The sequence below is a fragment of the Clavibacter michiganensis genome (genome assembly GCF_002151125.1).
Taxonomy (GTDB): domain Bacteria; phylum Actinomycetota; class Actinomycetes; order Actinomycetales; family Microbacteriaceae; genus Clavibacter; species Clavibacter michiganensis_C.
This window is the reverse complement of the sequence record NZ_MDJZ01000005.1, coordinates 59,189-79,382: the sequence shown is the minus strand read 5'-3', so window position 1 is coordinate 79,382 and position 20,194 is coordinate 59,189. Positions and strand designations below refer to the sequence as shown.

General features: G+C 74.6%; 17 protein-coding genes. 7 read left to right on the top strand and 10 right to left on the bottom strand.

Going from position 1 to position 20,194, the window contains the following annotated elements:
- Positions 1 to 99: 99 nt before the first annotated feature.
- Positions 100 to 474, top strand: a complete 375-nt coding sequence (locus BFL37_RS02945; RefSeq protein WP_012299244.1) for a translocase — start codon at positions 100 to 102, stop codon at positions 472 to 474.
- 36 nt (positions 475 to 510) lie between these two features.
- On the opposite strand, the gene BFL37_RS02940 is transcribed toward BFL37_RS02945, so the two are convergent.
- Positions 511 to 1,428, bottom strand: a complete 918-nt coding sequence (locus BFL37_RS02940) for a LysR family transcriptional regulator (RefSeq protein ID WP_086513677.1) — start codon at positions 1,426 to 1,428, stop codon at positions 511 to 513.
- 115 nt (positions 1,429 to 1,543) lie between these two features.
- Here BFL37_RS02940 and BFL37_RS14800 point away from each other — a divergent pair, with 115 nt between their 5' ends.
- Positions 1,544 to 1,666 (top strand): hypothetical protein, encoded by a 123-nt coding sequence (locus tag BFL37_RS14800; RefSeq protein WP_255414062.1) that lies wholly within the window; start codon positions 1,544 to 1,546, stop codon positions 1,664 to 1,666.
- A gap of 96 nt (positions 1,667 to 1,762) precedes the next feature.
- Here BFL37_RS14800 and BFL37_RS02935 read toward each other — a convergent pair whose 3' ends face one another.
- From BFL37_RS02935 to BFL37_RS02925, 3 genes are read right to left on the bottom strand one after another with little or no spacing between them, the layout of a single operon-like run.
- The gene (locus BFL37_RS02935; protein ID WP_086513676.1) at positions 1,763 to 2,938 is read right to left on the bottom strand and encodes an Mrp/NBP35 family ATP-binding protein; all 1,176 of its coding nucleotides are present in this window, start codon (positions 2,936 to 2,938) and stop codon (positions 1,763 to 1,765) included.
- Positions 2,928 to 3,479 carry a DUF1003 domain-containing protein gene (locus tag BFL37_RS02930; RefSeq protein ID WP_086513675.1) on the bottom strand — a complete coding sequence of 184 codons (552 nt, stop codon included), beginning with the start codon at positions 3,477 to 3,479 and terminating at the stop codon, positions 2,928 to 2,930. The genes BFL37_RS02935 and BFL37_RS02930 overlap by 11 nt, the downstream gene beginning before the upstream one ends.
- Complete coding sequence (locus BFL37_RS02925) at positions 3,463 to 4,809, bottom strand: magnesium transporter MgtE N-terminal domain-containing protein (protein WP_086513674.1); 1,347 nt, start codon at positions 4,807 to 4,809, stop codon at positions 3,463 to 3,465. Before BFL37_RS02925 ends, BFL37_RS02930 begins: the two co-directional genes overlap by 17 nt.
- A gap of 59 nt (positions 4,810 to 4,868) precedes the next feature.
- Here BFL37_RS02925 and BFL37_RS02920 point away from each other — a divergent pair, with 59 nt between their 5' ends.
- Positions 4,869 to 5,543: a general stress protein gene (locus tag BFL37_RS02920; RefSeq protein ID WP_086513673.1), complete on the top strand. Its 675-nt coding sequence runs from the start codon at positions 4,869 to 4,871 to the stop codon at positions 5,541 to 5,543.
- A gap of 28 nt (positions 5,544 to 5,571) precedes the next feature.
- Here BFL37_RS02920 and BFL37_RS02915 read toward each other — a convergent pair whose 3' ends face one another.
- The gene (locus tag BFL37_RS02915) at positions 5,572 to 7,203 is read right to left on the bottom strand and encodes an aminopeptidase P family protein (protein ID WP_086513672.1); all 1,632 of its coding nucleotides are present in this window, start codon (positions 7,201 to 7,203) and stop codon (positions 5,572 to 5,574) included.
- 53 nt (positions 7,204 to 7,256) lie between these two features.
- The gene (locus BFL37_RS02910) at positions 7,257 to 8,282 is read right to left on the bottom strand and encodes an endonuclease/exonuclease/phosphatase family protein (protein WP_086513671.1); all 1,026 of its coding nucleotides are present in this window, start codon (positions 8,280 to 8,282) and stop codon (positions 7,257 to 7,259) included.
- Between the two features lie 92 nt (positions 8,283 to 8,374).
- Between BFL37_RS02910 and BFL37_RS02905 the strand changes: the two genes are divergently transcribed.
- Entirely contained in the window at positions 8,375 to 9,250 is an 876-nt protein-coding gene (locus tag BFL37_RS02905) for a PHP domain-containing protein (RefSeq protein WP_086513670.1), read from the top strand.
- A gap of 97 nt (positions 9,251 to 9,347) precedes the next feature.
- Here BFL37_RS02905 and BFL37_RS02900 read toward each other — a convergent pair whose 3' ends face one another.
- Positions 9,348 to 10,880, bottom strand: coding sequence for a DEAD/DEAH box helicase (locus BFL37_RS02900; RefSeq protein WP_086513669.1), 1,533 nt, complete (start codon positions 10,878 to 10,880; stop codon positions 9,348 to 9,350).
- Between the two features lie 149 nt (positions 10,881 to 11,029).
- Between BFL37_RS02900 and BFL37_RS02895 the strand changes: the two genes are divergently transcribed.
- Positions 11,030 to 11,749, top strand: coding sequence for a ferritin-like fold-containing protein (locus BFL37_RS02895; protein WP_241533857.1), 720 nt, complete (start codon positions 11,030 to 11,032; stop codon positions 11,747 to 11,749).
- A gap of 156 nt (positions 11,750 to 11,905) precedes the next feature.
- On the opposite strand, the gene BFL37_RS14670 is transcribed toward BFL37_RS02895, so the two are convergent.
- Positions 11,906 to 12,073 carry a hypothetical protein gene (locus BFL37_RS14670; RefSeq protein ID WP_241533818.1) on the bottom strand — a complete coding sequence of 56 codons (168 nt, stop codon included), beginning with the start codon at positions 12,071 to 12,073 and terminating at the stop codon, positions 11,906 to 11,908.
- Positions 12,074 to 12,203: 130 nt separating this feature from the next.
- Positions 12,204 to 12,428 carry a DUF3107 domain-containing protein gene (locus BFL37_RS02885; protein WP_086513667.1) on the bottom strand — a complete coding sequence of 75 codons (225 nt, stop codon included), beginning with the start codon at positions 12,426 to 12,428 and terminating at the stop codon, positions 12,204 to 12,206.
- A gap of 149 nt (positions 12,429 to 12,577) precedes the next feature.
- On the opposite strand from BFL37_RS02885, the gene BFL37_RS02880 reads away from it, so the two are divergent.
- Together BFL37_RS02880 and BFL37_RS02875 are read left to right on the top strand one after the other, a co-directional pair.
- Positions 12,578 to 15,847 carry an ATP-dependent helicase gene (locus BFL37_RS02880; RefSeq protein WP_086513666.1) on the top strand — a complete coding sequence of 1,090 codons (3,270 nt, stop codon included), beginning with the start codon at positions 12,578 to 12,580 and terminating at the stop codon, positions 15,845 to 15,847.
- The gene (locus tag BFL37_RS02875; RefSeq protein WP_431305849.1) at positions 15,844 to 19,152 is read left to right on the top strand and encodes a UvrD-helicase domain-containing protein; all 3,309 of its coding nucleotides are present in this window, start codon (positions 15,844 to 15,846) and stop codon (positions 19,150 to 19,152) included. Before BFL37_RS02880 ends, BFL37_RS02875 begins: the two co-directional genes overlap by 4 nt.
- Here the strand turns inward: BFL37_RS02875 and BFL37_RS02870 are convergent.
- Positions 19,065 to 20,141, bottom strand: coding sequence for a phosphotransferase (locus BFL37_RS02870; protein WP_086513665.1), 1,077 nt, complete (start codon positions 20,139 to 20,141; stop codon positions 19,065 to 19,067). The genes BFL37_RS02875 and BFL37_RS02870 overlap by 88 nt on opposite strands.
- Positions 20,142 to 20,194 lie beyond the last annotated feature (53 nt).

Below are 20,194 nucleotides of genomic sequence, written 5' to 3'. Positions count from 1 at the left end.
CCGACCGGCCGGTGTCCGGCGGGAATCCGACGCGCCCCGTCCGCTGACCGGACCCTGCGCGTGGGCGGATATCGGGTGGCGACCGACTAGCCTGTGATCATGTTCGGCCTGACGTTCGAGAAGCTGATGCTCATCGGCATCATCGCCGTGTTCCTGCTCGGCCCCGAGCGGCTGCCGATCTACACCCAGAAGCTCGCGGACCTGGTGAAGGCCGCGCGTCGCATGGCCACCGGTGCCCGGGAGCGCATGCGCGACGAGCTGGGGCCGGAGTTCGACGAGGTCGACTGGAAGAAGCTCGACCCGCGCCAGTACGACCCGCGCCGCATCATCAAGGAGGCGCTGTTCGAGGACGAGCCCGTCGTCACGAAGCCGCGCGTGCCCGTCGAGACCACGATCGCCCGCCGCCAGCGCCTCGAGCGCGAGGCGGCCGCGGCGTCGGCGCAGCCCGCGCCCTTCGACGCCGAGGCCACCTGACGCCCGTCGCCTGACGCCCGTCCCGGGATCCTCCCGTCAGCCGTTCCCGCTGAAGCGCGCGTCGACCGCGCGCGCCTCCTCGCGGAGGGCGTCCACCACGGCGCGCACCGAGGGCCGCTCGGCGCGATCCGGGCGCAGCAGCACGTGCAGGTGCCGCTTCGACGCGACGCCCGACAGCCGCTTCACCACGACGCCGTCGTGCTCGCCCGCGGTGTACCGGGGCAGCAGCGCGATCCCGTGCCCCGACGCCACGAGCGACTCCGTGATGCGCGTGTCGCTGAACCGCTGGACCACGCGCGCGGGAGCGCCCACGGCCTGCTCGATGTCGAGGAGGATCCGGTCGAAGGGCAGGCCCTGCGGCACGCCGATCCACGGCTCGCCGCTGAGGTCGGCGGGGCTCACCGACGCCCGTCCGGCGAGCCGGTGGTCCGACGGCATCGCGACGTCGAGCGGCTCCACCATGAGCGGCACGATCACGAGGCCGAGACCGCGCCAGGTGCCGGCGCCCGCGAGCGAGTGGGCGATGACCACGTCGAAGTCGGCGGTGAGGTCGGCGAACGCGCGGGACGCCGGATCCCGGTCGCTGGCGCGGAGCGTGAGGTCGGGGATCCGCGCCACCCGGTCGAGGAGCCCGGGCAGCAGCATCTGCGCGGCGGTGGGGAACGTGGCGAGCGTGACCTCGCCCGACGGCTGGTGCCGGAAGTCCTCCCAGAGCGCCTCGGCGCGGGCGACGGCGACCGCGATGTCGGTCGCCGTGCGGGCGAGAGCGCGGCCCGCGTCGGTCAGCACGATCCCGCGGCCGGAGCGCTCCGTGAGGGGCACGCCGGCCTCGCGCTCGAGCACCTTGAGCTGCTGCGAGACCGCGGACGGGGTGCGGCCGGCGGCGCGGGCGACGGCCCCTACGCTGCCGCGGTCGGCGAGTTCTCGGAGGAGCTCGAGGCGGCGGATGTCCATGTAGGCAGGCTACACAGCGAGGCAAGGACTATGAGCTTGTCCTGAACGGTGCCCGGTGGTCTCATGGACATGCGGCGGAATGCGCCGCCATCCGCCTTCCCGCAGGAGCACCACCATGACCGTCTTCCTCATCGCCGTCGCCGCCCTCTCCGTCTCCGCCATCGCCGGCACCGTCGTCGTCACCGCGCGCGACGGCTACCGCGCCGTGCCGACGCGCACGCACCGCAGCCACGTCTAGGCAGCACGCGCAGCACGCATCAGGAGGACGGCAGCCCGCGGGCTGCCGTCCTCCTCGCACGTCCGGACGGCGTCGCGGCGCGAGGCGCCGCGCCGGCTAGGAGACGGAGAGGCCCAGCCGGCGGCCCGCGAGCCCGCGGCCGCGTGAGGCCAGGTGGTCGGCGACGCGCAGGATCTGCACCGCCGCGGGATCCTCGGGCGCGGCCAGCACGAGCGGCGCGCCGGTGTCACCGCCCTGTCGGAGCGACACGCTGAGCGGCACGCTCGCGAGGAGGGGCACGGGCGCGTCCTGCCCCGCGGACAGCCGACGCGCGACCTCCTCGCCGCCGCCGGCCCCGAAGAGCTCCAGCACGGATCCGTCGGGCTGGACGAAGCCCGCCATGTTCTCGACGACGCCGGCCACGCGCTGGCCCGTCTGCCGGGCCACCAGGCCGCTGCGCTCGGCGACGTCCGCCGCGGCGGGCTGCGGCGTCGTGACCACGAGCACCTCCGCGTGCGGCAGCAGCTGGCCGACGGTGATGGCGACGTCTCCCGTGCCCGGCGGGAGGTCGAGCAGGAGCACGTCCAGGTCGCCGAAGAACACGTCGGTGAGGAACTGCTGGATCGTGCGGTGCAGCATCGGCCCGCGCCACGACACGGCGGTGCCGCCGGTGGCGTCGGGATCGAGGAACATGCCGATGGAGATGACCTTCACGCCGTGGGCGACGGGCGGCAGGATCATGTCGCCGACGCGCGTTGGCTGGGCGGTGCGTCCGTAGGCGTCGACGAGGCCGAGGATTCCCGGGATGGAGAAGCCGTGCACGTCGGCGTCGACGAGGCCCACCGCGAGGCCCTTCGCCGCGAGCGCGACCGCGAGGTTGGCCGTGAGGGTGGACTTGCCGACGCCGCCCTTGCCGCTCGTGACGGCGTAGACGCGCGTGAGGCTGTCCGGGCCGAACGGGATGCCGCGTTGCGCGGCCGGGCCCCGCAGCCGCTCGGTGAGCGCGCGTCGGCGCTCCGGGCTCATCACGCCGACCGTGAGATCCAGCCGCGCGACGCCCGGGACCGCCTCGACCGTCTCGCGCACGTCCCGCTCGATCGAGGTCGCGGCCGGGCAGCCGACGATCGTGAGCGCGATGTCCACGCGGGCCACGCCGCCGTCCTCGACGCGCACGTCGGAGACCATGTCGAGCTCGGTGATGGGGCGACGGATCTCCGGATCCACCACGCGGGCGAGCGCACGCCGCACGTCGTCCGGGGTCAGGGGCACGGTGCCGGGGGCCTCAGCGCCCATGCGTCCTGCGGTGGCCGTCGCCGTCGGCGTCGTCCGACTCGGGCTCGTCGCGCCGGTCGAGCTCCTCGAGGAGCTGGCGGAGCTCGGCGCGGATGAAGTCCTTCGACGCCACGTCCTTCATCTGCAGCCGGAGCGACACGACCTCGCGGGCGAGGTACTCGACGTCGGCGACGTTGCGCTCGGCGCGCTGGCGGTCCTGCTCGATCTGCACGCGGTCGCGGTCGTCCTGGCGGTTCTGCGCGAGCAGGATGAGCGGCGCCGCGTACGAGGCCTGCAGCGACAGGATCAGGGTGAGGGCCGTGAAGCCGAGCGCCGCCGAGTCGAAGCGGGCCGACTCGGGACCGAACGTGTTGTAGCAGATCCACGCGACGCAGAACGCGGTGAGGCCCACGAGGAACCACGGCGTGCCCATGCCGCGCGCGATGGACTCGGTGAAGCGCCCGAACCGGTCGCGGCTGGCGCGGTTGCGCATCGGGAGGACGGTCGTGCGCAGGCCCTTGGGGGCGTCCAGGCGGACGTCGCGGTTACTCTGCCGTGCCACGGGGGATCCTCCGTCCTCGTACGGGTCCTGCGGTGGGGATGGCGGCCGTGGCCGTGCCGTGGAAGCGGGCGGTCGCGCGCTTGCGCGTCTCCCGTTCGGCGTCGGCGCTGCGCCAGTCGTCCGGCAGCAGGTGGTCGAGCACGTCATCGATGGTGACGACGCCGACCAGGCGGTGGTTCTCGTCCACCACGGGCACCGACACGAGGTTGTAGCTCGCCATGATGCGCGAGACCTCGGCCGCGCTCGTGTCCGCGCGCACGGGTTCCAGGCCCTGGTCGAGCAGCGTGCCGAGGCGCTCGTGGGGCGGGTAGCGCAGCATCCGCTGGAAGTGCACCATGCCGAGGAAGCGGCCGGTCGGCGGCTCGTACGGCGGCAGCGTGACGCAGACCGCGGCCCCCAGCGTGGGCGCGAGCTCGTGGCGGCGGATGAGGGCGAGGCCCTCCGCGACGGTCGCGTCGCCGGACACGATGACGGGATCCGTGGTCATGAGGCCGCCCGCGGTGTCCGGCGCGTAGCTGAGGAGCATGCGGACGTCGTCCGCCTCCTCCGGCTGCATGAGCTCGAGCAGCGCCTCGCCGCGCTCCTCGGAGAGCTGCGCGATGAGGTCCGCCGCGTCGTCGGGCTGCATCTGGTCGAGCACGTCGGCCGCGCGGTCGTCGTCGAGCGTGGCCATGATCTCCACCTGCTGCGACTCCGGCATCTCCTCGAGCACGTCGGCGAGGCGTGCGTCCGGCAGCTCCTCGGCGACCTCGAGACGGCGCGCCTGGGGCAGGTCGAGCAGGGTGTTGGCGAGGTCGGCCGGAAGGAGGTCGGAGTAGGCCGCGAGGAACTGGGAGGCGGACTGGGCGACGCCGTCGTCCTGGAGCTCGGCCACCTCGTCCCAGGTGGCGAAGAGGGTGGCGCCCTTGGCGAACGGGGAGGGGCTCGTGCGCGGGCGGCGGCAGAAGAGCTGCGAGACCTCCCACTCGGCCTGGCCAGACTCCTCGATGGCGACGTCCTCGATGACGGCGTTGCCGGATCCGTCGCGCATGCTGACGCGGCGGCCGAGGATCTCGGCGATGACGCGCACCTCGCCGCCGCGCTGCTCGAAGCGGCGCAGGTTGATGAGGCCCGTGGTGATGATCTGCCCCGAGCCGATGCTCGTGACCCGTCCGATGGAGAGGAACACGCGGCGCTTGCCGGGGATCTCGACGATGAGGCCGACGACGCGCGGCGGGTCGTCCTTGCGGTAGACGACGAGCACGTCGCGCACGCGGCCGACGCGGTCGCCTGCGGGGTCGAACACGCTGCACCCGGCGAGCCGGGCGACGAAGACTCGGGAGGCGCTCACAGAGTCAATCTAGTCGCTCGCCCAGCAGCCGCCCGGCGCCAGCGTGGAAGACTGGCCGGGTGACCAACCCCCTCCTCGGACGCTCCTCCCGTGCCCGCATGCCGAAGCTCCCGAAGGGGGAGCCCGTCGCCACGTACGAGACCTACGACGAGGCGCAGAAGGCCGTCGTCACGCTCGCCGAGGCGGACTTCCCGGTGACGCAGGTGAGCATCGTGGGCAACGAGCTGACGAGCGTCGAGCGGGTCACGGGCAAGCTCACCTCCGCGCGCGCCGCGGTCGCGGGAGCCGCGAGCGGCGCCTGGCTCGGCCTCTTCCTCGGCCTCGTCACGTTCCTGTTCTCTCCCGTGCCGAACATCTCCTTCGTGGTGGGCGCGGTCATCATCGGCGTCGGGTTCGGAGCGATCTACGGGATCGTCAGCTACAGCATCACGCGGCGCCGGCGGGACTTCACCTCGGTGATGCAGGTCACGGCCACGAGCTACTCGGTGGTCGTCGACCCCGACTCCCTGCACCGCGCGCGGAACGTGCTCGGCATCGGGGGCACCGGCACGTCGGTCTACGGCGAGCCCGTCGTGGCGACGCCGCCCGCCGCGGCGCCCGACCCGCGCTCGAGGCCCGCCGGTCCCTACGGGGAGCGCGTGCCCGAGCAGGGCGGGTCCGACGCCCCCGAGCCGACCGCGCCGCCGACCTCGACCGACCGGCCCGTGGGCGAGCAGGGCGCGACCGGGGCCTGATCCCCGCTCGCCGCGCCCGGCCGGGCGGCTAGGACCGCCCGGCCATCCACGCCTCGACCTCGTCGGCCGTGCGCGGGATCCCGGCGGACAGGTTCTCCGCGCCGTCCCGCGTCACGAGGATGTCGTCCTCGATGCGCACGCCGATGCCCCGGAACCGCTCCGGGACCGTGAGGTCGTCGGGCTGGAAGTAGAGGCCCGGCTCGATGGTGAAGACCATGCCCGCCTCCACGATCCCGTCGATGTACATGTCGCGTCGCGCCTGCGCGCAGTCGTGCACGTCGAGCCCGAGGTGGTGGCTCGTGCCGTGCACCATGTAGCGGCGGTGGTGCTGGTTGTCGGCCTCGAGCGCCTCCTCCGCGGTGACGGGGAGCATGCCCCAGTCGGCTGCCTTGCGCGCGATGACCTCCATCGCCGCGGCGTGCACCTCGCGGAAGCGGATCCCGGGGCGCACGATCGCGAGCGCCGCGTCGGCCGCCTCGCGCACGGCCTCGTAGACCTCCCGCTGCACGTCGGTGAAGGTGCCCGAGACGGGGAGCGTGCGGGTGATGTCCGCCGTGTACAGGCTGTCGAGCTCGACGCCGGCGTCGATGAGGATCAGGTCGCCCGGCAGCACGCGGCCGTCGTTGCGGGTCCAGTGGAGGATGCAGGCGTGCGGCCCCGACGCGGCGATGGTGTCGTAGCCGACCGCGTTGCCGTCGGCGCGGGCGCGTGCGTTGAACACGCCCTCGACGACGCGCTCGCCGCGCGCGTGCGCGACGACGGCGGGCATGTCGGCGATCACGTCGGAGAAGCCGCGGCCCGTGGTGTCGACGGCCTGGCGCATCTGCTGGATCTCGTAGGCGTCCTTGACGAGGCGCAGCTCGGAGGCGTCGCGGGCGAGGAGGGCGTCGCCCTCCGCGGGGTCCGCGGCCTCGTCGTCGGCGGTCGCCGAGGCGCGGGCCGCGTCGACGCGCGCGGCGAGGGCGGGGTCGGCCTCGCGGATCACGCGCACGGAGCCCGCGGCGGCGATGGCGGCGTCGACGTCGGCGAGGGGCGCGGTGGCGATCCCGAGGTCGGCCGCGACCTGGCGGAGCGAGGGGCGCGGGCCGATCCAGAACTCGCCGATCTCGGCGTTGGCGTAGAACTCGTCGCTGTCGCGGCCGGCGCGCTCGCGGAAGTGGAGGGTGGCCTCGTGCGCGGATCCGTCGGCGGAGGATCCCTCGGCGACGGGCTCCATCACGAGCACGGCGCCGGGCTCGCCGTCGGCGCCCCAGCCGGTGAGGTGCGCGAAGGCGGAGTGGGGGCGGAAGGGGAAGTCGGTGTCGTTGCTGCGCTGCTTGAGGCGGCCGGCGGGGATCACGAGCCGCGTGCCCACGTGGAGCGCGGACAGGCGGCGGCGGCGCTCGGCGGCGAAGGGCGCCTGCTCCCGGGCGGGCGGGTCGACCTCCTCACGGTCGGCCCAGTTCGTGGAGACGAAGTCGCTGAAGGCCGTGCTCGCGGGGGTGGTGCTGCGGTTGGAGGTGGCGCGGGGGACGGGGGCGTCGCCGGATCCGGGCGCGGGCGCCCCGGCCGCGGGGGCGACGACGGGAGCGGCCGTCTCGGTCGTCGCGAGCGGCGCCGCGGGATCGGCGGCGATGTCGGCGGGGGCGGTCTCGGACGCGGTGTCGGTGTTCTCGGCCATCCGTCGATCATCCCACCTGCGCGGGCAGCCGATCAGGGCCGGGACGTGCGGGGTCAGCGCAGCGGGGTCAGCTGCGCGATGACCGGGCGGTGGTCGCTGCCGGCGCCGTCGCGGTCCTCCACGACGCGGAAGCCCGAGACCGCCCACCCGGGCGTCGCCATGATGTGGTCGATCGGCGTGCCGAGCAGCGCGGGGATCCCGGTGGGCCAGGTGCCGACGGCTCCGTTGCCCGAGGCACGCGCCGCGTCGACGCACTCGCCGAGGTCGGTCACCTGGTCGCGCTCGGTGGGGGTGCCGCCGTAGCGGCTCATGTGGTCGAGCGTGGCGTTGAAGTCGCCCGCGATGATGACGTTGCCCTCGTCGCAGCGCTGCCCCAGCCACGCGAGGTCGGCGCGCCAGTTGTCCATCTGCTCGGGGATCGGGGAGACGGGGTGCACGGCCATGATCACCGGCCCGTTCCCGTCGACCGGCTCCATGATGACCGTCGGCAGCACGCTCGTGGTGCCGCGCGACTCGTCCATCCGGTAGTCGCCGTAGGCCGCGCTGATGAGGATGGTGGTCGACCGGGCGGCGGCGACGTCGTCGAAGGCCGCGGTGCGGACCCACATCGGCCGACCCGCCTCCCGCATGAGCACGGCGATCTCCGCGCCGGTCTCCTCGCGCGTCTCGGGGAGCGCGATGACGTCGGCGCCGGACTCGAGCGCGAGGTCGGCGACAGCGCGGGCGCCCGTCGCGCCGCCGAGGGTGTTCCAGGACATGACCGTGACGTCCTCGTCCTGCGGCTCCTGGAACGCCGAGTCGCCGAGCCCGCGCGTGGCGAGCACGGCCGAGTTGGCGCCGATGAAGAGCACCAGCAGCACGGCGAGGCTCCCGAGGAGGCGGCGACCCGGCCGGATCAGGAGGCAGAGCACGAGGGTGAGCAGGAGCACGACGGCCGCCGCGGCGACGAGTCCGCCGCGGATGGCGACGGCGTGGGCGACGAGGTACGTCTGCTCCAGGCCCAGCAGCTGCGGCCAGGTGATGACGAGGAGGCCTGCGGCGGTGAGGAGGATGACTGCTGCTCCGACGACGCGACCCATGACGCACATCACACTATGGCGGCTCTCTGGGAGAGCGCCGCCGCGGTCCCCGGGCGGCCGGACGACGCGGGGCCGCCGCGTAGGATGGCGGGATGCCGGAGGAGCAGCCAGGTCCCATCGACCTGCACACGCACAGCTCCGTCTCCGACGGCACCGAGACCCCCGCCGAGCTGGTGGCGCAGGCCGCCCGGCAGGGCCTGTCGGCCGTGGCGCTCACCGACCACGACTCCACCGCCGGCTGGGCGGATGCCTCCGTCGCCGCGCTCGCCCACGGGATCACGCTCGTCCCCGGCATGGAGATGAGCACGCAGCTCGAGTACGCGAGCGTGCACGTCCTCGCGTACCTCTTCGATCCCGAGGACGCCGACCTCGCCGCGATGACGGCACGCGTCCGCTCCGAGCGCATGACCCGCGCCGAGGCCATGGTCGGCCGCATCGGCCGCGACTACGCGCTCACCTGGGAGGACGTGCTCGCGCAGACGACGCCCGGCAGCACCATCGGCCGGCCGCACATCGCCGACGCGCTCGTCGCGCGCGGCCACGTCGCCACGCGCACGGCCGCGTTCGAGAGCATCCTGCACTGGCAGGGGGGCTACTACCGGCCGCACTACGCGCCGGATCCGATCCTCGGCGTCGAGCTGATCACGGCGGCGGGCGGCCTCGCGGTGCTCGCGCACCCGGGCGCCCGCGGGCCGGAGCGCGTGCTGTCGGACTCGCGCATGAGGGCGCTGGTCGCGGCCGGCCTCTTCGGGCTCGAGGTGCGGCACCGGGACAACCCGCCCGCGTCCCGCGTGCGGCTCACGGAGCTGGCCGAGCGCTTCGGGCTCGAGGTCACGGGATCCAGCGACTACCACGGCGCCGGCAAGCCCAACCGGCTCGCGGAGAACACCACGGAGCCCGCGGTGCTCGCGCGCATCGTCGAGCGCGCCACCGGCTGGGCACCCGTCGTGCCCGTGCCGGCCGCCTGACCCGATCCCGCGCTCGCGCGCCCGTGGCCGCGGGCATGCGAGAGGGGCCGCATCCGGTGGATGCGGCCCCTCTTCGCGTGACCCGTGCGGTGCGGCGCTAGGACGTCGCGGTCGGGCGGTCGCCGCCCGAGCGGCGGCGGCGGTTGCGCGAGCGCGGACGGGTCTGGCCGTCGGCGTGGGGCGCGTCGTGGCCGCCTGCGGTGTTCGGCTGCTCGCTGCCGATGGCCGCGGTGGCCTCGGCGGGAGAGGTCGCCGTCGCGGTCGAGGTGCTGCGGCTGCGCGAGCGGTCGCGGTCGCCTCCGCCGGAGGTCGAGGAGGAGCGGCTGCCCGAGCGGTCGCCGCCGCGTCCGCCGTCACGGCTGCCGCCGCGTCCGCCGTCGCGACTCGAGTCGGACCCGCGGTTGCCCGGGCGCTCCCGGGGGGTGCCGTCGGGGTTGACCGTGGGGGTCGCGCGGAGGCGGCCCTTGGATCCGGCGGGGATGTCGAGGTCGGTGTAGAGGTGCGGCGAGGACGAGTACGTCTCGGTGGGCTCCGGCTGGCCGAACTCGAGGGCGCGGTTGATGAGCGCCCACTTGTGCAGGTCGTCCCAGTCGACGAACGTGACCGCGATGCCGGTCTTGCCCGCGCGGCCCGTGCGGCCGACGCGGTGCAGGTACGCCTTGTCGTCCTCGGGGATGGTGTGGTTGATGACGTGGGTGACGTCGAGCACGTCGATGCCGCGCGCTGCCACGTCCGTGGCGATGAGGATGTCCTTCTTGCCGGCCTTGAACGCGGCCATGGCGCGCTCGCGCTGCTCCTGGTTGAGGTCGCCGTGCACGGCGGCGGCGTTGAAGCCGCGGTCGTTCAGCTCCTCGACGAGGCGGGCGGCGGCGCGCTTGGTGCGCGTGAAGATCACGGTCTTGCCGCGGCCCTCGGCCTGGAGGATGCGGCCGATGACCTCGTCCTTGTCCATGTTGTGCGCGCGGTAGACGAGGTGGCGGATGTTCGCCTGCATGAGGCCCTCGTCGGGGTCCGTCGCGCGGATGTGGATCGGCTTCGTCATGAAGCGGCGGGCGAGCGCGACGATCGGGCCCGGCATGGTGGCCGAGAACAGCATCGTGTGACGCACGGCCGGGGTCTGCGCGAACAGCCTCTCGATGTCCGAGAGGAAGCCGAGGTCGAGCATCTTGTCGGCCTCGTCGAGCACCATCTCGCGCACGTCCTTGAGGCTCAGCAGACGCTGGCCCACGAGGTCGAGGAGCCGGCCCGGCGTGCCGACGACGATCTGCGCGCCGGCCTTGAGCTGCTCGATCTGGCCCTCGTACGCCTTGCCGCCGTAGATGGAGACGACGGTGGTGGCGCGGTGCTTGGTGGCGATCTGGAGGTCCTCGGTGACCTGCACGGCCAGCTCGCGCGTCGGCACGACCACGAGGGCCTGCACGCCGGGCTCGGGGGTGAGGCCGAGCCGCTGGATGAGCGGGAGGCCGAAGCCGAAGGTCTTGCCGGTGCCCGTCTTGGCCTGGCCGATGATGTCCTGGCCGGCGAGCGCCAGGGGGATGGTCTGCTCCTGGATGGGGAAGGGTTCGAGGATCCCGTGGTCGGCCAGCGCCTGCACCATGTCCTCGTCGATGTTCAGTTCGGTGAAAGTCACGTTGTGCCCTGTCTAGCGGTGCGGTCCACGCCCGGACTGCTTCTCTGCGGGCGCGATGGGGCCCTTCCGTTGAGGGACCACGGGCGAGTTTAGCGGTCGGGGGCCCGTCGGGCTCCTCCGACGCCCTTTACACTGGCGAGGTGCTCAAGATGTTCGGACGCCGGTCGACGACGATCGAGGCGCCCCGGGTCCGTTCCCGCGGCGAGTCGAAGCGTCGATCCTCGTCGCCGACCGTGAGCGTCGACGACTTCTCGCCCGACACCCTCCGCTTCCTCGGCGCGGTCGCGTACCTGCAGCTCACGGTCTTCGAGACGCTGTCGCGCGCCGTCGCCGAGGCACCGGACCTCGCGGCCAAGGAGGCCGTCTCGACGGCGGCAGGCATCGCGCTCGGCAAGCACCAGGCGCTCGCCGCGGAGATCAAGCGGCTGGACGGCGACCCGAGCGTCGTCATGGAGCCGCACCGCGCCGCGTTCGACCGGTTCGCCGGCACCGTCGCGGGCGCGGACTGGTACGAGTGCCTGCTCTCCGCGTACATCACCACGGGGCTCCTCGACGACTTCTTCGTGCGCCTGGCCTCCGGCCTGCCCTCGGATCAGCGGCAGCGGGTCGTGGTGCTGCTGTCCTCCGGCGTGGGGCAGCAGGGCATCGTCGACGCCGTGCGCGCCGGGATCCGCCGGGACCCGCGCCTCGCCTCGCGCCTCGCCATGTGGGGCCGCCGCCTCGTCGGCGACACGCTCCTCGTCGCGGGCACCGCCATGCGGGCGACCCTCGCCGACCCGGACGACGCGCGCGTGCACCTCGAGCCCGTGTTCGCGGGGATCATCACGTCGCACACCCGGCGGATGGACGCGCTCGGCCTGACGGCCTGATCGGCACGACGGCCCGACCGGCCTGACGGCCTGCGGGACCGCCGGCCTGACCGCGCGCGTCGTCGCGGGCCGTCGGCGGGAGTCGAGGACAGCCGTGGCGCAGACGACGACGCCCGGACCCGCATGGGGTCCGGGCGTCGTGTCGTGCGGGAGCGGTCAGCCGCCGATGGCGGCCAGGTCGCGGGCGTCCGCGGAGGACCTCCGCCGCCCGATCGCGAGGTCGACGCCCGCCGCGACGAGCGCCGAGAGCGCGAGCGTCGCGATCCAGATGACGCCCTGGTCCCAGCGGAGGCCCGCCCAGGTGAGGGCGATCCACGCGACCATGGCGGCGATGGTGCCGACGGCGGGGACCAGCAGCGCGCCGTGCGTGGCGCGGTGGGGGAGCGCCTAGCGCGCGACGAGGCCGATGAGGGCACCGAAGATCGCGACGAACAGGAGCTCCACGGACGTCGGGCTAGCGGACGAAGCCGATGCGCGGGGCGTCGGCGCTGCCGAGCTCCACGTAGGCGAGGTGGGCGGTGACCGCGAGGTGCGTCGCGCCCTTGTCGTCGGTGAACGAGATGAAGGGCGCGGCGTCGCGGACGGCCGCGGCGACGGTCTCCTGGACCTCCTCGGGCGTCTGCTTGGTGCTGAAGGAGAGCTCGCGGGCGGTGTTGACGAGGCCGATACGGATTTCCACGGGAGGTGCCTTTCGATGCGTCGGATGCGACGGTGCTCCCTCAGGCTAGGGCACCCGCGCACGCGGCCCGGCGGCGTTCACTGAGGGCGGACGGGCGGGCGCGGATCCGCGGATCCGCCGCCGTCGGAGGCCGCCGGTAGCGTGGGCGCGTGACCATCAGGGGATTTCGCCAGCAGCCCGCCTCCGTCGCCGACGACCCGGCCCCCGCGGTCGAGCTGGACCCGTCGCAGCGCGCCGTCGTGGAGCTGCCCGTGGGGGTCAGCGCCGCGGTCATCGGCGCGCCGGGCTCCGGGCGCACCACCACGCTGCGGGAGCTCGTCGCCGAGCGGATCCTCGTGCAGAGGCTCGACCCCGCCGAGGTCCTGGTGCTCGCCCCGTCGCGCGCCGCCGCCACGCGCCTCCGCGACGAGCTCGCGCTCCGGGTGGGCGTGCCCACGCTCGGGCCGCTCGCGCGCACGGCCACGTCCGTCGCGTTCGAGGTGCTCGCGCGCCGCGCGGCCGAGACCGGCACCGAGCCGCCGCGGCTGCTCACGGGCGCCGAGCAGGACCAGATCATCGGCGACCTGCTCGCCGGGCACGAGGAGCGGGGCACCGGGCCCGCGTGGCCGGATCCGCTCGGCGTCGAGGTGCGCCGGCTGCGCGCCTTCCGCACCGAGCTCCGCGAGCTGCTCATGCGCGCCACCGAGGAGGGCGTGCGGCCGGACGCCCTCGCCGGGCTCGGCCTGGCGCACGACGTGCCCGAGTGGATCGCCGCGGCGGAGTTCGCCCGCGAGTACGAGGACGTCGTCGACTCCTTCCGCGGCGACCACCTCGACAGCGCCGAGCTGCTCGCGGAGGCCGTGCTGCTCGTGTCCCGGGGCGAGGCGCTCACGGGGATCCGCCTGGTCGTCGCCGACGACCTGCACGAGGCGACCGTCGCGACCCTCTCCCTCCTCCGGGCGCTCGCGGCGCGCGGCGCGGACGTGGTGGCGTTCGGCGACCCGGATGTCGCGGCGGCCACCTTCCGCGGCGCGGAGGCGTCGGCGCTCGGCCGCCTCTCCACCGTGCTCGGACTGCCCGGCCTCCGCACGCTCGTCCTCGACCGCGTACATCGGCAGCCGCCCGCGCTCCGCGCGCTCACGTCCGCCGTCACGGCCCGCATCGGCGCGGCCGGCGCGGGGCGGCAGCGGCAGGCGGGATCCGCGGCGGGGCTCGTCGACGACGCCGACCCGATCCAGGTCATCGAGGCGCCGACGCGCGCTCTGGAGCTCGCGCGCCTCGCCCGGCGCCTCCGCGAGGAGCACCTGCTGGGCGGTGTGCCGTGGGCGCGCATGGTCGTGCTCGTGCGCTCCGGATCCCTCGTGCCCCAGGTCGCCCGCAGCCTCGCGACCGCCGAGGTCCCCACGCGCACGGCCGTCGCCGGGCGCGCGCTCCGCGACGACCTCGCCGCGCTCGCCCTCATCCGGGCGGTCGACGTGGTGCTCGGCCGCGTGCCGCTCACGCCGGACATCGCGGCCGAGCTCGCCACGGGTCCGCTCGGCGGCCTCGACGGGGTCCAGCTCCGGCGGCTCCGCCTCGCGATGCGCCAGGAGGAGCTCGCGGGCGACGGCCACCGGTCGAGCGACGAGCTGCTCGTCGAGGCCCTCGCCGCGCCGGGCCGCCTGGAGACGTTCGACCTCGCGCCCGCACGTCGCCTCGCCCGGCTCGCCCGCACGGTCGAGGGCGCCCGCGGACTCGCCTCCGCCGACGGCACCATCGAGGAGCTGCTCTGGCACCTGTGGGAGGGCTCGAAGCTCGCGACGCCGTGGTTCGAGCAGGCGCTGCAGACGGGGATCGTGGCGGATCAGGCCAACCGCGACCTCGACGGCGTGGTCGCGTTGTTCACGGCGGCCCGGCGGTTCGTGGAGCGGAACCCGGGCCGTCCCGCGTCCGACTTCGTGGAGGAGCTGCTCGGCGCCGAGGTGCCCGAGGACACGCTCTCGCCGCAGCCGCTCGCCGACACCGTGCTCGTGGCCACGCCGTCCGCGGTCGTCGGCGCCGGGTACGAGGTGGTCGCGGTCGCCGCGCTGCAGGAGGGGGTGTGGCCGAACCTGCGGCTGCGCGGATCCCTGCTGCACCCCCAGCGCCTGTCAGCCGTCGCGCGCGGCCTCGACCGGGCCGACGTCGACGAGCGGGCCGAGGTGCTCGGCGACGAGCTGCGGATGCTCGCGCTCGCCGTCTCCCGGGCGTCGCGCGTCGTGGTCCTCAGCGCCACCGCCAACGACGAGGAGGCGCCGTCGCCGTTCCTCCGGCTCGTGCCGCCCGCGCCCGGCGTCGCCGAGGCGGAGGCCGGCGCCGAGGCGGGGCGGGTGGCGAAGGACGCGCCGGCCGCGCTGCGGATCCGGCCCGATCACCCGCTGTCTCTCCGCGGGCTCGTCGGCGCACTCCGGCGCGAGCTCGCGGTCGTGCACCGCGACGCCGTGCTGCTCGAGGACGGCCGCGTCGTCTCCGGCGATCGCACGGCCCGCCGGCCCGCCGACGCCACGCGGGAGCGCGGCCTCGCCGCCGCCTCCGCGCTCGCCCGGCTCGCCGCGGAGGGCGTCACGGGAGCGGATCCGGCCGAGTGGTACGGCCTGCGGGAGCCGTCGACCACGGAGCCCGTCGTCGACCTCACCGATCCCGACGCCCGCGTCCCCGTGTCACCGTCGCGGCTCGAGGCCTTCGAGCGCTCGCCGCTGAACTGGTTCATCGACCAGGCGTCCGGCGGATCCACGAGCACCGCCATGGGCATCGGCACGATCGTGCACGCCGTCATGGAGGAGGCGAGCCTCGATCCCGACGCCGACCTCCGCCCGCCCGCCCTCGAGGCGCGGCTCGACGAGCGCTGGGGGGAGCTGCCCTTCGAGTCGCCCTGGGTGGGGGAGCGCGAGCGGCGGCAGGCCGGCCAGCTCATCGCGGGCGTCAGCGGGTACCTGCGCGACTTCGAGGGCGCCGGCGGGCGCATGCTCGCGGCCGAGGGCGGCTTCGAGCTGGAGGTGGGCGTCGCGCGCCTCCGGGGGAAGATCGACCGCATCGAGCTCACCGAGGGGGGCCGCGTGGTCATCGTCGACCTCAAGACCGGCCGGCACCACCCGACCCGCGCCGAGATCCCCGCGCACGCGCAGCTCGGCTCCTACCAGCTCGCCTACGTGGAGGGCTCGCTCGAGCAGGTGCCCGCCGGCACGCCGTCCGGCGGCGCGAAGCTGCTGTACGTCTCGGGCGGCACGCGCGGCCTGCCCTACCGCGAGCTGCCGCAGGAGCCGCTCACGCGGGAGGAGCTCGACGCGTTCCGCGCGCGCATCGCCGAGGCCGCCGAGGGCATGGCGGGCGCGAGCTTCGAGGGCACGCCGGACCTGGGGGAGCGGGATCCGGGGTCGGCCCGGCGCTACCGCATCCACCTCGTGCGGGCGGTGTCGGCATGAGCGGCGCCGGCATGGGCGGCACCGAGGCGACCGGCGCGACCGACGCGACCGGCGAGGCCCGGGGCGTCGCGGCCGAGGGCGGCATGGTCAGCGCCCGCCGCATCGCGGAGACGCTCGGCCTGCCGAGCCCCACGGAGCAGCAGCGGCGCGTCATCGAGTCGCCGCTCGAGCCCGGCCTCGTGGTCGCGGGCGCCGGCAGCGGCAAGACCGAGACGATGGCGAGCCGCGTCGTGTGGCTGCTCGCGAACGGGCACGTGGGCGTCGAGGAGATCCTCGGCCTCACCTTCACGCGCAAGGCCGCGGGCGAGCTCGGGGTCCGGATCCGGGCGCGCATCGAGCAGCTGCAGCAGGCCGGCCTCGCGGCCGCCCCCGCGGACGCGTTCGCGACGCCCACCGTGCAGACCTACAACGCCTTCGCCAACGGCATCTTCCGCGACAGCGCCACCCTCATCGGCCGCGAGTCGGAGTCGGTCGTGCTCACGGAGGCGTCCGCGTGGCAGCTCGCGCGCCGGCTCGTCGTCGAGAGCACCGACCCACGGCTGCTCGAGCTCGGCCGCGGCGTGGATCCCATCACCCAGGCCGTCATCTCCCTCAGCCGGGCGATGAGCGAGAACGTCGCGGATCCGACCGAGGTCGTGCGCCTCGCGGCGTCGTTCACGCGCCTCGAGGAGCTGCCGTTCGGATCCGCCCGCATCCGCAAGGCTCCCGCCGCCGACGCGGTCGCCGCCGTGGGCGCGCTGCCGCCGCTCGTCGACCTCGCCGTGCGGTTCCAGGAGGAGAAGACCCGGCGCGGGCTCGTCGAGTACAGCGACCAGGTCGCCTTCGCCCTCGCCATCTGCGAGCGCGTGCCGCAGGTCGTGGCGGAGCATCGCGCGCGCTTCCGCGTGGTGCTGCTCGACGAGTACCAGGACACCTCGGTCGTGCAGACGCGGCTCCTGTCCACCCTGTTCGGCGGCACCCCCGTCATGGCCGTGGGGGATCCGCACCAGTCCATCTACGGCTGGCGCGGCGCGAGCGCGGCGAACCTCGCGCGCTTCGGCGCCGACTTCGCGCCCCCGGGCGCGGGCGCCGCCGACGTGCCCGTCTACGCGCTGTCCACCAGCTGGCGGAACCCGGCGTCCGTGCTCGGCGCCGCCAACCGCATCGTCGAGCCGCTCACCGCGGCGTCGCGCATTCCCGTGGCGCGGCTGGAGCCCCGGCCCGACGCGGGCGACGGCCGCCTCGACGTCGCCTACGAGGAGACCGTCGCGGACGAGGCCGCGAGCGTCGCCGCGTGGTTCGCGGACCGACTGCGGCAGACGGGATCCGACGGACGTCCGCGCTCGGCTGCGATGCTCTGCCGCTCGCTCAAGACCATCGAGCCGTTCACCACGGCGCTCGCCGACCGCGGCGTCCCGTTCCGCGTGCTCGGGCTCGGCGGCCTGCTCGACCAGCCGGCCGTGGTCGACCTCGTCTGCGTGCTCCGCGTGCTGCACGACCCCACCGCGGGCAGCGAGCTGGTGCGCCTGCTCACGGGCGCGCGCTGGCGGATCGGCACGAAGGACGTGCACGCGCTGTCCCGCGTCGCCTCGTGGCTGATGTCCCGGGACCACGCGCAGAAGCCGCTCGCCGACGAGGTGCGCGACGGACTCCGGGCCTCCGTGGTGCCCGACGAGGTCGGATCCGTCGTCGACGCGCTCGACTTCGTCGTCGGCGCCCGCGAGGGCCACACGGCGCTCGCGGCCTTCAGCGAGGAGGGCCTCGCGCGCCTCCGCGCCGCCGGCCGCCAGCTCCAGGTCCTCCGCTCCCGCGTCGGGCTGGACCTGGTGGACCTCGTCACGGTCGTGCAGCAGGAGCTGCTGCTCGACATCGAGGTCGCCGCCAACGAGACGGATCCGCTCGGCCGCGCGAGCCTCGAGGCCTTCACCGAGCAGGTGGCCGGCTACCTCCAGGGCGACTCCGCGGGCACGCTCGGCCCGTTCCTCGCCTGGCTCGCCGAGGCGGAGCGGCGCGACAACCTCGCGCCGCGCACCGAGGAGCCGGAGCCCGGCACCGTCCAGATCCTCACCATCCACGGATCCAAGGGCCTCGAGTGGGACGTCGTCGCCGTGCCGCGCATGGTCGACGGCGAGCTGCCCGGCACGCTGCGGGAGAAGAGGGGCTGGGTCGCGTTCGGCGCGCTGCCGTTCGAGTTCCGCGGCGACTCCGCCGAGCTGCCGTCGCTCGCGTGGCGCGGCGTGGAGACGCAGAAGGAGTTCGCCGAGGCGATGGAGGCGTTCGGCGAGGAGCTGGAGGAGCGGAACGCGGCCGAGCAGCGCCGGCTCGCGTACGTCGCCGTGACGCGCACGCGCTCCGACCTGCTGCTCACGGGCTCGTTCTGGTCCACGCAGCAGAAGCCGCGGGGCCCGGGCGCGTTCCTCTGCGAGATCCAGGAGGTCGGCCTCATCGGGCCCGACGCGCTCCCCGAGGCGCCGGAGCTGGAGGAGAACCCGCACGAGCCCGGATCCGCGCGCGTCGCCTGGCCGCTCCCGCCGCTCGGCCCGCGCGAGGCCCGCGTCCGCGCGGCCGCGGAGGCCGTCGCCGTCGCGGATCCCCGGGCGGAGACCGTCTGGACCCGCGACATCGACCTGCTCCTCGCCGAGCGCGACGCCCGCGCCCGGGACGCCGAGCTGGTCGACCTGCCCACGCGCATCCCCGCGTCGCGCTTCAAGGACTTCGTGAGCGACCCCGCGGGCGTCGCCGCGCGCCTGCGCCGCCCCATGCCGGAGCGGCCCTACCGGCAGACCCGGCTCGGCACGCTCTTCCACGGCTGGGTCGAGTCCCGCTACGGGCCCGCGGGCACGGCCGACGTCATCGACGCGTCCGGCGTCGAGCTCGACCAGGATCCGACCGAGCCGCCCGTCGAGCAGGCGGACCTCGACCGGCTGCGCGCGACGTTCGAAGCGAGCGAATGGGCGAGCCGGAAGCCGGAGGAGGTGGAGGTCGAGATCCACATGGAGCTCGCCGGCCAGGTCGTCATCTGCAAGATCGACGCGGTCTTCCTCATCGACGGCCGCTACCGCGTCGTCGACTGGAAGACCGGCCGCACCCCGAAGGACGCGGCCGACCTCGAGCTCAAGCAGCTGCAGCTCGCGCTCTACCGCCTCGCGTTCGCGAAGTGGCGGGGCATCGACCCGGACCTCATCGACGCGGAGTTCTACTTCGTCGCCGAGGACCGGTCGCTGAAGCCGGAGCGGCTCTACTCCGAGGAGGACCTCGTGGGGCTCTGGTCGGGCGCGCGCACGCCGGACGCGTCGCGTGCGCCGTCGGGGGAGACCGTGGGCTGAGGCCGCGAGTCGAGCATCTCCTCGACCTGGTCGACGTCCATCACGGGCAGCGTCTCGTGCGCGATGCGCTGGCCCTCGTCGGCGCGCACCGTGTCGACGAGCGCGCTGAGCATGTTGACGGCGTCGTCGATGATCCCCTGGTTGCGCGTGTCGGTGCCGTGCAGGAGCCAGCGGGCGATCTCGAGCTCGGCGTAGAGGAGGGCCCGCTGCTTGAGCTGCCGGTCGACCGTCACGTGGTGCGCGGCGTTGTAGGCGCGGAAGACGCTCTCGGCCACGTGCTCGGCGCGCGCGCCCAGCACCCAGTGCAGGTCGTGCGCGGGGTCGGCGACCCGGAGCTCGGACCAGCCGATCATGCCGGTCACGGCGTCGCCGTCGACGAGGAACGACGACGCCTGCACGGCGCCGTTCACGACCGCCGGCTGGAACTGCCAGAGCGACTGGTCGTCGAGCGCCTCCTCCCAGCGCGAGAGCAGCAGGCTGGGCACGAGCGCGGTGGCCGCGGCCCGGTCGATGAGCGCCGCGGTCTGGCTGTGGATCTCGGCGGCCGAGAGCACGGGCAGCCCGGCGTCCGCGACGAACCCGGTCGGCAGGCTGTGCACGGCGGAGACGGCGGCGCCGATGGCGCGCGCCAGGCCGTCGCCCGCGGGGATCTCGTCGAGCGAGATGACGCGACCGGGCACGTGCTCGTAGACGAAGCCGCGGGTCGGCTTGATGGGCGCCTGCCCCAGGAACTCGGGCACCTGGAACGGCAGCCGCGAGCGGATCCCGGTGCTCAGCGCCCGCAGCGCCACGAGGTCCGCGGACTGCTCGGACTCGGCGGCCTGCGTGGTCGGCACGCGCACGAGGAGCTCGCGCCCGTCCCGGGTCGAGAGGAGCGCGGAGTCGAAGTCGCCCGCGCCGCCGGCCGTGAACGGGGAGCTGCGGACCACGTCGAGCCCCGAGACGGCCGAGGTCGCCAACGCGGCTAGAGTGAGGTGGGATCTGGCCATGCCTTACAGGTTAGGTCGCTGGGAGCCCTCCGCCTCACCGCGCCACGCGCTTC